Annotated in this window: 11 protein-coding genes and 1 pseudogene; all 12 read right to left on the bottom strand. The window is 54.3% G+C overall.

The features are described 5' to 3' along the window. Positions 1 to 673: pseudogene (locus tag A5774_RS07750) on the bottom strand (Fic family protein); the annotation flags it as partial. Between the two features lie 9 nt (positions 674 to 682). Further along, a complete protein-coding gene (locus tag A5774_RS07745) occupies positions 683 to 1549 on the bottom strand; it encodes a class C sortase (RefSeq protein ID WP_064834205.1) in 867 nt (288 codons plus the stop codon). Between the two features lie 10 nt (positions 1550 to 1559). Next, entirely contained in the window at positions 1560 to 2489 is a 930-nt protein-coding gene (locus A5774_RS07740; protein WP_064834204.1) for a class C sortase, read from the bottom strand. Beyond that, positions 2490 to 5525, bottom strand: a complete 3036-nt coding sequence (locus A5774_RS07735) for an LPXTG cell wall anchor domain-containing protein (protein ID WP_156519586.1) — start codon at positions 5523 to 5525, stop codon at positions 2490 to 2492. A gap of 146 nt (positions 5526 to 5671) precedes the next feature. Next, positions 5672 to 7321 (bottom strand): SpaH/EbpB family LPXTG-anchored major pilin, encoded by a 1650-nt coding sequence (locus tag A5774_RS07730; protein ID WP_064834200.1) that lies wholly within the window; start codon positions 7319 to 7321, stop codon positions 5672 to 5674. Positions 7322 to 7561: 240 nt separating this feature from the next. Next, positions 7562 to 7714, bottom strand: a complete 153-nt coding sequence (locus A5774_RS11550) for a hypothetical protein (RefSeq protein ID WP_197490270.1) — start codon at positions 7712 to 7714, stop codon at positions 7562 to 7564. A gap of 102 nt (positions 7715 to 7816) precedes the next feature. Beyond that, positions 7817 to 9154, bottom strand: a complete 1338-nt coding sequence (locus A5774_RS11995) for a class E sortase (RefSeq protein WP_369815542.1) — start codon at positions 9152 to 9154, stop codon at positions 7817 to 7819. Between the two features lie 35 nt (positions 9155 to 9189). Further along, positions 9190 to 10149 carry a hypothetical protein gene (locus A5774_RS07720; protein ID WP_156519585.1) on the bottom strand — a complete coding sequence of 320 codons (960 nt, stop codon included), beginning with the start codon at positions 10147 to 10149 and terminating at the stop codon, positions 9190 to 9192. Between the two features lie 152 nt (positions 10150 to 10301). Then, the gene (locus A5774_RS07715) at positions 10302 to 10532 is read right to left on the bottom strand and encodes a hypothetical protein (RefSeq protein ID WP_156519584.1); all 231 of its coding nucleotides are present in this window, start codon (positions 10530 to 10532) and stop codon (positions 10302 to 10304) included. A 343-nt stretch (positions 10533 to 10875) separates the two neighbouring features. Then, positions 10876 to 11166, bottom strand: coding sequence for an integrase core domain-containing protein (locus A5774_RS11990; protein ID WP_369815543.1), 291 nt, complete (start codon positions 11164 to 11166; stop codon positions 10876 to 10878). Then, positions 11099 to 11416 (bottom strand): DDE-type integrase/transposase/recombinase, encoded by a 318-nt coding sequence (locus tag A5774_RS11740; protein WP_255364763.1) that lies wholly within the window; start codon positions 11414 to 11416, stop codon positions 11099 to 11101. The genes A5774_RS11990 and A5774_RS11740 overlap by 68 nt, the downstream gene beginning before the upstream one ends. A gap of 46 nt (positions 11417 to 11462) precedes the next feature. Then, a complete protein-coding gene (locus tag A5774_RS11315; RefSeq protein WP_156519582.1) occupies positions 11463 to 11858 on the bottom strand; it encodes an IS3 family transposase in 396 nt (131 codons plus the stop codon). Positions 11859 to 12555: the final 697 nt, after the last annotated feature.

Raw genomic sequence — 12555 nt, 5'->3', positions numbered from 1 at the left:
CGGGGTGCAGGGCCGCAAACGTCTCGGAGTTCAGTTCTGCTATAAAACGCGCCATTTCTGGAGCTGTGTCAGCCACCGGAGCATAATGAAATGTGCTGCCGTCGTGCCGCGTGGGACTGTTCGGCTGCTTTTTGTATTCCCCTTTCGGCAGTTTTTGCTGCTGAGCTTGCAGCGTGCCGTTAACATGTACATACACCGTGATCTCGTCCTGGCTATTCAGCATCACGGCATGTAATTCTTTAATCGCGGTTTCCGTCAGCGGGTATTTGCCTGTGGTGTGGTCAAAGATGAAGTCAAACCCAGCTAGGGTGTCTTCAAACGCAGGTCGTACGTGCGCGCCCCGCTGGTCCATCAATTGCTGCCACGCACCAGTTTGCTCTGCCACTGTGCGCGTGAAGCCACGATCCGTAGGGAAAATCCCCTCGATGGCATTCGTGTCGACGGCTGCTGCTCGCCGCGCAGCCTCTAGAGCGGAACCAAGAGCTTGAGCAGGCACTGTTTCTTTTGCTCCTTGCATCCGCGCGTGTGCGTTATCTACAACGCGCAACGACACAGAAAGCTCCGCCCATTGAGAAACACTGGGAAACGGCCGGTAGCCGTCCGCTTCGTCAGCCATGGATTCAGGCGAGACATCAGCCGTGTGATGCAGGTTGGTTTCGCTGTTCTCGGTCATACTGACACGCTACACCTCCGCCCGTTGCGCTTTCCGAGTTTGCCTGCCGCGGCGCACCAACCACCAAACCAGATAGAGCAGGATCAGCAAGGAAATCACCACTGAGGCCACCATCCAGGGCTGCCACGGGCTGTAATAGGTTTGTGTCAGTGGTTGTTCCGGCACCTCCACTCGTTGCCCACGAACCAACAGCCGGTGGGTGTTCAGACCATACGGGGTGCACGTCACCAGCGTCATCTGGTCTTTGCCTTCTTCCGCGCGCAGGTGCTCTACTTCATCGGGAAGCACGGTCTGAATCTGATCAACCTGATAGGCAATCTTCTGCCCCATCGATTCCACGGTGAAAATCTCGCCTTCGGCCACGCTGGTGAGGTTGTCGAACATCGTCAGCGTCGCCATTCCGGTATGCCCGGTCAGCACCGAGTGAGTGCCGTCCCCGCCGACGGGCAGATCCGTACCGAAGAGATGGCCAACTCCTGCTGCCAGCACGTCAGTCGAAGTTCCGTGGTAGACGGGCAAATCAACGCCCACCGACGGGATCTCAATGCGCGCCATGACCCCGTCGACGCTGAGGTGGTTTTCGTAGTCGTGGTAGGCCGGCGAATTGGTGTCCACGCCGTATTTCCACGGGTCGGAGACGGGAAAATCCACTAGCCCTTCGTTGTAGGCGTGGGCGTCGGCAAGCACGGGGTCGATGTATTCTGCGGGCAGCAGCGCTATGTCTTCGGAGTACTGCGCGGCAAGGTTGTGCTGTTCGACGTTTTTGTAGTGCGTCAGCACCACCGGCGATAGGAAAACCGCCAGCGCTAGCAAGAAGTACACGACGGAGCGATAGCGTCGGCGTGGTTTTTGCCGCGTGATGTGGTTGGTGCGCATGTGCCTGGGCCTAGGCGATGGTTTCTAGCTCTGCGGCTTCGCGCTCTGCTGCCTTGCGTGCGGCGCGCTTCTTCCATTCGCGATAAGCAACAATGGCAAGCACCACGAAAATGATAAAGAGATCAAGATACATCCACCAGCTCAGGTGCGGCAGCCACGATGTACGGGTTTCTTGGGTTTCATCCATTGGCACGCGTTCGGCGTTGACCAGCAGCCGGTCTGTGTTAATCCCGTACGGGGTACAGGTCACCAGCGTCAGTTTGTCTTTGTCGTGTTCGTAGGTCACGGCCTCATAGTCATCCGGTCCGACGACTTCGCGTGCGTTGACCTGGTAGCGCAGCTTTTCGCCCATGATGTCGATGTAGACATCGGCGCCGTCTTTGATGCGCGGCAGGTTGTCGAACATGGTGGCGTTGACCATCCCCGTGTGCGCGGAGATCACCGAGTTGGTGCCCAGCCCACCGACGGGTAACGAGCTACCGAACATGTGCCCGGCGCCTTCGTAGAGCACGTGATCTGCGGTTGTGTGATAAACCGGCAGGTCGACGTCGATCGACGGGATGGTGATGCGCGCGATCACGCCGTTAGTTTCGGGGGCGTTGAGCGTCGACATGTAATCATCGAAGCCCGGCACGCCTTCTTCTGGTGGCATGGCGTGGTGGCCTTGTCGGGCCAGGCGTTCGTTGTATTCGCGGGCTTCTTCGAGGTACTTGGCGACGCGCTCGCTCGGCTGAATCTTCTCAATGTTGTCGGAGTAGCTGCGTGCTTGCGCGTCTAGTTGGTAGTCGTTGTAGATGGTCGCGAAAATTGGGTACAGCAGCACCGCGATGCCGAGGATGAGGTAGATGGCACTGTTGGATTTTTTGCGCTTCGCGTGCCGCGCACTCTGCTGCTGGCGCGGCTGCCCACCACCAGAAGGCTGCTCAACAACGAGTGTCATCTAGTTTTCCTCTTTATCATCACGAAGGTACCGCCACAGTCCAAAAAGTAATGCTAGCAGGCCAAGGCCCAAAATCCAGACCATGGTTTGCACGCCGGTGTTTGGCAGCATCTGGTCGATGAGTTGGGAGAGCTTGGTTGCACCGTAGCTAGATTGTTCGGTTTTCGGCTCTTGCCCGTCTACTGTGGCAGTGACTGTGAACGCGTCTCCGTCATAGCTGTAGTCGTCGCCTGCATCTGCCGGGATGTGTACTGCCAGTTGGCATGTTAGCTCTGTCTCTGCGGGAATCGTCTCGGCTTCACGCAAATTGACAATGTTTGCACCGTCGGCGCCGGCGAAACAGTGCCTGATGGCAGCAAGGTTGCCGTCTTCTGGGATGGTGAATTCCTCCCCGCCGGATACCGCGAAGTTTTCGATCGTCCCACCCACTGTTACTCGGTAGCCAGCAAGTGAAGCATCAGTAAGCGAAAGATTGTCTCCAGCAGGTAACGGGAAATCAGCGTCGTTGCGCACCTTCAGGGTCATTGGCATCACTGTGGCATCATGCGGAAGCAACGCGTTGCGTCCGATATTGAATGGTTCCCGACCTTCGATGAGCTTGTCGACGGTGAACTTTAGTTCCCGCGGACGGTAGTCGGATACCAAGCGCAGTTGATGGCTGTTTTGCCCTTCCGGAAGTTTTTCTGGAAGTTTGAAGAGGAATCCCAACGGCGCAGTGTCAGTATTATCGATGGTCCGCATGCCTGGGGATACTTCTTCACCGTTCAGATATAGCTTGCGATCAATCGGGCGGGGGCCGTCTGCTGATTCTTCAATCTCGAGCTTGCATTGACGTTGCGTGGGCATCGCGTGGAAGTTTTGTTGTTCATCCAGTGCAATTGAGTTTCCGTCTCGGCGTACCTGTGCCCCTGAGTGAGCGTCTGGGACTGGATTTTTATCCTGATCAACAATCGAGACGCGATCACAGGTCAGATGGGAGGTAATCTGCTTTGTCTGAGCGGAGCCCAAAATAGCTTCCGGATTATTTTCCGGAATAAACTCGTAGTCCATCGTCACGGGGGCACGATCTGCCTGGTAGTTGTTCTCCAAGGCAATCGCATAAGTAACCGGCAAACCGCCCCTACGATGCTGCACAACCCCGTGGGAAGGAACCTCATTTTTCCGGTTCACGTAGAAATTTAGGGCTTCGAATTCGCCCGGCCCAATTTTCGGCATTTTTCCACGGAACTCATCTGCAGCGTTACCTGGTCGAGCGTTCGGGTGGGGCTTAATCGAGATGTTTATGTCCTGTTCTAAGCCATCCTGGGCACTGTCTTCTTCGAAAACTCCGCAGCGCAACCGCTCGGGAACGGTAGCGATGATAGGTTGGCCATCAACTGGAACGTCTATAACGTTACGCAGCACGAGGTCTGTTTGATTCTCTGGGCTTTGTGCGAGGAAATATTCTGGGTAGGCCGCGCGTAAATCGTCATTGCTAAACGTCGTGGAGTTTACGTTATAGCTGCCGGTGCTGCGACGGTCGACTGTACACTGGTACCCGATTTTTGCCGTCGGGGCCTCGCCTCCGGGATGGTAATCACTCGCTGCGGCAAAAGTTTTGCTCAGGTGCAATTCGGCTAGCTCGAATCGCGGGAGCCATTCAACCTCGCAGTAGGTACCGCCCATGTTTCGATTGCCTGCAGCAATGCGCACTTCGCTCATACCGGTAGCTGGGTCATTGAACATTTCGATCCCGTATTTTTCTAGCACATTGGAATCGAAATAGTTTTTGTGGCCGTTGACGTCCTGGTGATTATAGTTTGATGATTCCGCTTGCCCATCGGGCCTAAAACGTTCTAGCTTCACAGGCTCGCGGAACGAAAATCCTGTCGCCCCATCTATCCCGTCGATGCTGACGCCTGGTACGCGGCACGTCCATTCGGGACGATACCGGTACAGCGCTTTTGCCTGGTCGCCTACGACTGCCCGAGAGGTAAATAATAGATCCGCATCTGGTTCAATCGCGTGATCACGGGGCACCGCATTGAAGCGGTGCACTTTGTGCGCATGCGGAACGAGCCCATAAGAACCATGTTTAAAGGACACCGGTTTGCTATTAACGGTGGCTGTCAGATCAAATTCAGTACGTTGGCCTGTGTAGCGTGATTCAAGCTCGGTGAGTTCGGGGCGCTCGCCGACTTTCGGGTGTACATCACCTCCAACACGGTCCACCACAATTGCGAAAGCTACAGCCTGCTTCGGGTTTCCTCCGGTACGGAGATCAATCTGTAAATTGAAGTTTTTGGGGTTCTTCATTGTGACAGCAAAGGATCCACCGTCGTTGTTTTGCGGCTCACAGCGGAAACTTGTTCCAGCATCCGAGAAGCTTCTCCTGCAGGAATTACTGTTACCTCTTCCTGATCCGCCAAGTCCCATGTCTTTACCTGTTGCAATGACATCATCTGCGTCAGCAGATAAGCTCCAGGATTCTGTTGGTTTGTCCGAGGTTTCCGCATCAGCAAATGCAAGACTGAAATTGTTTACTTGAGCACCATTGCCGTTTTTTTCGACGAGTCGGATATTTGAGAGATTAATGATGGCGTTTTGCGCACCTCGATTGCCTCGGCGAACAAAGTTTTTCTCGTATTGGATGACAGGCGCGGGATCGTTCAAAGAATTCGGAGGGAAAACTGAGTTGCCAAATGCTGCCCTGTTCCAGGTTATGTGTGAGGTTGCGCTGCCATTAGTGTGACCTGGCGTGCCAACGAATGCGGCCGAATACTGAAGCTCATATTCGCCGATTGATATCGGTTGCCCGGAGATGAGCTTTTCTGCCGAGAGCCAGCAGTATGAGTCTTCGAGTTTGTTGGTGTTGTGTCCGGTTCCGGCGTTGCGGAATGCACAGTCGCCAAAGTTAGAGTGCATAGCTGGGTTGGGTACGTCTGCGCGTGCGCGTGGGGTTGCGGGTGCTCCACCGAAGATCGAGATCATTGAGGTTGCTGTAAGCATGATGCTGACAACGACGAGCGCGAGCATTGTGCGCGGCTGAGTAATCAATCCAGATTCCTTACCGATTAACCGGTGCAGGTCACGATATCGATTCGTGAACTACGTGGGCTTCTTAGGCAACTGGCGGGAGACTTCCTCAGCCTCCCGCCAGTTAGGTGCGGTTTCTTTGGCAGCCAACCGCGGTGGCCAATTGACTATGCGGTAGCACGACCATCTTTACGGCTGGTGTAGAAACCACGTGCCAGCAAGCCCAGGCCGACCAAGAACACGAGGATGATGCCCCATGCACCGGTTGCTGGAAGCGAGCTGAGGAAGTTATCGCGCTGGTTTTCGACGCGCACGAACAACCGCTCGGCTTGATCAGCCGTCGCGGCTTGTAGCTCAACTTCATGTACCTCAGGGTTCCGGATGAATCCACTCGGAGCTTTGGTCTCGACTACGCAGTATTTGTAATCCTGCGTTGCAGTGCCACCCGCAGCAAAAGTGCGTACCGGGATGCCATATCCATGGAAGACACCCTCACGTTCGTTGTCGTTACTCTGCACCGTTGTCAGAGTAGTTGCGGTTGTCGGATTAAAATCGTTTGCCAAATTCTCAGAGGTCGATACCGGGATTGCCTCACCCTTGAGCTCTTTACCCACGCAGCGATATAAGTTGAACTCAGCGCCTGCAAGATTGGCTTCGCCTTCTTGATCCTTAGTGAATTTTGTGATCGTTAGGTTTGCATAATCCGTCTTAGTCGGCTTCGGAGCTTTGTCATCCTCAGTGGCAGGGCTGTCGGTGGTCACCTCTGCCCCATTTGGATACTCAACTTTCGCGGTGTTCGTGATTGACTCACCAGGTGCTGGCAAAGATACCACCTTTGCCTCGAACTGAACGTGTACCTGCAGGTTTGGATTTGTTTGTCGCAATCCTTCAAGTTTCGCGCGACCAGCTTCAGTAAAGTCGACGGTCAACGTGTTGTTTGCAGTCGTTAAAGTGTAATCTTCTGCTTGGAGCTCTCCGGCTGGGGAGACAGATACCGACGGTGCCTGTTCTCCCTCCGCAACCAACTGCAGTTGAGCTACTAGCTGGTCCGTAATTTTGAAACGACTGATATCACCGGCAGGAACCGGCGCATTGATGGTGTATTTCATGTTCGAACCAAGTGTCGCGCCTTGTGCATCGACCTGTTTATTTGGACGTAGTTCCTGGTTCTTTGGATACACCGTCCGGGTATATTCCCATTTACCAGTGGCCCCATCAGAATAGGGGAGACTCACCAAAAACGGAGCAGAGGTTGAATAACCCTCACGCGGCTGCTCGGTCACTACGTAAACACCCATAGGGATATCAGAGAAAACGGCTTCCCCGTTTTCGCCTGTAACCTGAGATCGCTTTTCTTCTGCCGGCTGCTGTGCATGCTCATCAAATGACGCGATTTTTTCAGGATTATCAACGAGATCGTTCAGCTCAGACCACCCACTGAGCTGAGTGAGATCAATATTCAATCGCTTAATTTCGAAGGTCGCACCTTCGAGCGGCGTAACATCACCAGTCGGCGCCCCACTGTGGGTTGCTCCGCCCTCAACGCGTTCTGGATCACCCAAAATTTTCTTGACCGTCAGATTGCCCGTCGCATCAGCATTAATCAAATCAGCTTGGCCGGCAGTTGGGGAAGCCATTTGTCCAGCCGGCGCCGGTGCGCCGAATGGGCGATCAACAGCGCCAGCAGTGGCTCCATTTTCAGTGACCGCAGCATCCCCATCCTGGGCAAACGATATCGGTGCTGCTACTGCAGCACTACCGATGGCAAGCGTGCCAGCAGCACAGATTGCAATTACGCGCGACTTGAATGAGGCCATGATGTCCGTTCCTATGAGGTGACTAGTTACTCTGAGGCCGCCAAACCATCACCGACCAACATGATTTCGTTATCAAAACCACAGGTTAGCGAGAACCTTTGCAGCGAACCCAGCTTAAATTAACAACTTTTTACGCTTGAAACAAGCTTCTCAGAGCTTCAAATCCCATCATTCAAGGCCTGGCCAGTGCCACCTAACCCCAAAGGTGTTCAACAACACAGAATCACCCCGGTCGGCAAGCTATACTGCGACGTCCGAATACGGCATCAATTCTGCAACATACGGAAACACCACTTCCATCAACAGGAAAAACACCCCCACCGCTAGCAACACAGCGAGCAGAGTTTTCACCACCACGCCACCTGGCAGCAAATTCCACAATCCGCGATACATAACTACCTCATCTCCCAAGCTTTTCGACGAATTTCTGGGCTTCAGCACCCAAACCCTCAATGCACCAACGGCTCCGGTGCACGACCCAGAATCACCGCGCCTCTACACCACTTCGCCCAAAGCCGCAGGGCGCTGACCTTCGGCTTTCTCCAGCACTTCAACTTGCATCGCGTGCACGATCATGCGCTGCGAGTTCGAATACCACGGGTGGCACGTCGTCAACGTCGCCAGCGACTCACTCGGCTGCGGAGCTCCTTCCCTGCTGAAATCAACCCCCGGGATGGGTGCAATCACCCCAACATCTCCAGGGTGCGTGATGTGACGGCCTGAAATTCCGGCATACTCGTCGACAAGCTTGGCGCGTTGCTCTTCGCTAAAACACTCCGCTCCACTGTTCGCGCCTGCGTCAATTGGCAGCACCCGGTATGTAATCCATTGCGTAGCAGTCTCGACGACGATGGCATCGCAAGAATGCAGGTCTTCCAGGTGTATAAAGGGCGCCCCCTGCCCCATGCGGTGCCCGGCGATTGCAAAATTGCCGAGTTCCCCAGGCGCCTGCGTGTCCATATAATGCCCTGGCCCGGCGGCTAAGACATCCTGAGAAGTCCCGGCTAATACCGCGTACTGATAATCCGGCCCCAACCGCGGAATATAGATGCGGCTAAACGCCTGCCCGTTATCCGGTTCCGGCACCCCCTCCCCCGTGCCACCAGCATCTGCTTCCTGCCAGCGTTGCTCCATGCGCTCATTCGCTTGCGCCTGCAATTGGCCAGATTTCATGTTCGTCCAATACGCCTCATAGAACACGAACAAGACGATGAGCGCCCCGGCGGTCAGCAGGATCTCGCCCAACAACCGGCGGAGACTAAATTGAGCTTCCACGTTTATGCTTCCCGACGCCTTTGCATAACCAATCCACCACCAATTACTAGCACAACTCCGACAATGGCAAAGACCCCCAATACCGTTACCGCCGGTTTGTGGCATTTCACCACGGGTGATGTTGCCAATTTCCATGATCGCGCGTCCATTCTCCACCTTCGCGGCAAGCACAAACGGTGCTTCCGCTGTAGGTGGCACGTGAATGTCAAAGCCATCTGAGTTTTCCTCACCATAGCTCAACCGAAAGCGAATTGGCGCAGGTAATAGAGAATATCGTCGCGAATTCTCCCCTTGTACCTGCACTTCCACCAAGTAATAGACCCCGGGTGTTAGCTTTGCGGAGTCTCCATCGTGGCTGCGCCATACTGGTTTATCCCAGTCCGACTGGTCTGCGGGCTCCAATCCGGACGCTCCGTCGGCGGGCTTGGATGCATACACAGCAAATTCAGCTCCCACCAGCACCGTTTTATCTGCATCCCCGCGTTCGTCGTAGTCAAAGGCTTGCACCTGCAGTGGAATTAGCGCGTAACTCAAAGTGAGGTCGAAATGCTGATCCATCTTCTCTTGCGGCACATCGCGATCAGCATTGAAGCTCAGTTCGACGCAAAATGACGCTTTTCTTGCGAGTCCTGGGTTTGGTACGTTGTCTGCTCTACCAGCGGCTGGAATTTACCCCTAGCATTCAGCCCGTCGATGGTAGTCTTCAGCGCTACCGTAATTTGCTGTGCAGCCTCGTCGGATCCAAAACTCGCGGACTCTATACGACGAATTCCACCGCTGAGTCCGTCCCGTTGCTGCAATTGGAACCCTGCTATCGGAGCGCTTTCTTGTGGTTCGACGCATACTTGCCGGCGCTGCTCTAGCAGTGTGGTAGCAAAATCCAACGCACCTGGGCCGAGCGGCGAGCGCGTATTCAGTTCTTTGAGGTTTCGTCCATGCTTGTTTCTCCCGTGCGAGACCATGTCGACTTCTACTCGTGATCCCGCAGGCACGGTAAATTCGCGGTCTTCTCTGAAGTCAATACCACCCCATCCATTGCCCGGTTCTAATGCCGCTGCGTGGCCTTCGTTCGCGTTGATCCGCTTCGAATATATCGTTTCGCCCTGCGGGCCGACAATACGCAGCTCTGCGAGCTCCTGCCCACCATCGACGTCGAAGCCGTTTTGGTTTTGGAGCCGCGCAATGAACGGACCTTTGATCTTTGCTGCGCGTTCTATGGTGCGTCTCATTTGCACACGTGAGGTCTCCAGGCGATCTTCGGGCTCGATAAGCGTAGTTAGTACACCATTTTCGGCTTGTTTGATCCACTCTCTCGCATCGCCTGGATCGAAGATGTCATCGACCCACACGTTCATGGCGAAGGCGTCTGGTGGCACTTGGCCGCCACCGGACAGTGCTATGTCCTGGACGCGGAGCTCCTCGTTGGAGCCTTCCCAGATGTTGACGTTGCAGCGGGAAACGTCAAATTCGACGACTTTGTTGCCGAAACTCTGGGTTGTTACATTACGTCCGCGACACGTACTGCCGTTTTTAATGAAGCGCGCGTTCTTCACTTCGAGCGATCGCTGGTCTTGTCCGTCGGTCCGTGTAAATGCAATTCGAATGCGCTTTACTTTCAGATCTCTGTTAGCCTGCGGTCCCCGCACATAACTGGTGACTCCACCTCAGAGGCCATTATAAGAAAACGCGCAGGAGCCATCTCTAGTCAACGCTCACCGACGACGGGCAATGCGAGCCATTGCAGTCCGCTGTCTACGTTGTCTTCAGCCGGTGCGCCTTCAATCCGGCTCTCGGTTTCGCCGAGCACAGGCAGATCCGAGGGCGAAAACTCTAATTCTGAAGTTTCGTCTGGGTCTTCAATACCCAGGACTGAGCTGTCGGGTGCGTCTATACCCCCATTTTCCTGCTTGTCTGGAGTAATGTCTGCCTCGGCCAATCCCCCAGTGTTAGGGGAGGTTGTTTGAACATTACGAATTTCACGATCTGTTTCTAGGAAATTATCCGCGTGACTTTGCTGAGGCAGGAACAATTGACGCATCCCAACAAAAGCCGTAACCAGAACTAACGTGGTCGCGATAGGCTTGACCCGTTTCCTCGAAGTTGGCTTCCTTGAGGTCTGCCCCATTTTTATTGTCCATCCACAGCTATTGGTTAAGGCCAAGAATTACTACAGCCTCGCAAAACTCCACTGTCCATAGCTTAGCCGATTACAGGCGTTTTAGTGCGCTGAGCCAAAGTCTTAAAACGACGTCACAGTGCCCCCTAACCTTTGAGCCGGGCTAGTTTTTAGGACCGGGCGGTGTGAATGCTTTCCGGGGTTTGAAGTGCCCCAGGTTTTGTTCCTGGGCATTTGCCTTATTTTCTATTATTTCTCGGGCTGGTTGATGGCTCCAAAACTCTGATTCAATCTTCGTTGGTGTGCGGTAGCCAAGGCTCTGATGAAGCCTTGCGTCGTTCCACCAATTCGCCCAGTCGAAGGTCGCACTCTCCACGTCGACGACATCATTCCACGTGCGGGTATGGATGAGCTCGTTCTTGTGAAGGGCCGTTGACGTTTTCGGCCAGGGCATTGTCATAGGAATCGCCAACAGTCCCGGTGGACGCAACAATCCCGTGCTGGGCACCTCGCTCGTTGTAGACAACGCTGACATACTGCGAACCATGATCCGAATGGTGGACCAAACCTGTCGTTTCTTCAGCACACACTATCGCCTGGTTGAGAGCTCGCAGCGGTAAAGCTTCGGTCCGCATGGAATCTGATAACGCCCACCCAACGATCCGTCGGGAGTGAACGTCGGTGACAAAACGGTATAGACGAATCCTTTTCGTGTCCGTACATAGGTAATGTCAGCCACCCACAGTTTTCCTAGTCCTGGTGCTTTGAATTCACGATTAACGAGGTCAGGCCGCAGATCCGGCCCTTCGGGTGTGCAGGTGGTGACAGGTCCCTCGCCTTTGCCTCTATCAAACAGCCGACCATACGCATCAACCTGGCAGTCTGCTCACGCCCGATAGCGATGCCTTCACGGCAAAGCGCGTGCCACATTGTCCGCACACCATAAACACCATAGTTATCAGCGTGCACGTGGCGAAAGTGTTCAAGCACAGCAGCGTCACGAAATCTGCGGGCACTCATGCCGCGAGCTTTGGATTGGTGGTAACCACGCGAGGTAATGAAGCCACCTTCGCGATTATTCTTCAGCGTCGTCCATATGAACTCGATTGTGAAACGATTCCGATACTCATTGATGAATCGGATCATTTCCTAACGTTGTGGGTCGAGTCATGAGGCGAAAAAGCCGAGGCAGCTTTCAACAACTCGTTTGTGTCGCGTAGCTTGTGGTTTTTCTTGGCGCAGCCTGGCGTTTTTAGCTGCCAGGTCTTTTGGCAGGTATTCAGGGGCTCGTCCGTCACGACAAGCCGCCTGCACCCATTGCCGGGCTGTGTGTCACAACGCTGCCAGTTTGGGTGACACGATATTGCATGCTTCCTGGCTAGAAACATTTTCCACCAGAATACGGTCCTCCACCAAGGCGGACCACTCGATCCTTGGCATCCTAGTCAAATTTCTCTCGCATTCTCCAGATTTTTCCATCTACTCAAACGGAACAAGACCTAGGACACTTCAGACAGTTCGTTGAGACACAATTCTAGTCACGACCTCGCTTGCGGACCGTGAGCAACAGCGGTTTTTGTTAAAGCACGAGTTCTAAGCACCCATCGGGGGGCGTGAGCGGGGGGTCCTATATAGCTTGTCAACCTCGCGGGTTGATTGAATTGCTCCCTACTAGTTGGACTGAGAAATCAGTTACGTACTAGTGGGGGGGGGGGCAGTTCACCAACCAAGCGGTGTGGGGATAGCGCGCTAAAGAGGAATCGAACCTCAACGAACTGTCTGAAGTGTCCTAGGTCTTGTTCCGTTTGAGTAGATGGAAAAATCTGGAGAATGCGAGAGAAAT

Source organism: Corynebacterium sp. EPI-003-04-2554_SCH2473622 (assembly GCF_001665955.1).
GTDB classification, from domain to species: domain Bacteria; phylum Actinomycetota; class Actinomycetes; order Mycobacteriales; family Mycobacteriaceae; genus Corynebacterium; species Corynebacterium pseudodiphtheriticum.
The sequence above is the reverse complement of the archived record's forward strand: the minus strand, read 5'-3'. Positions and strand labels throughout refer to the sequence as shown.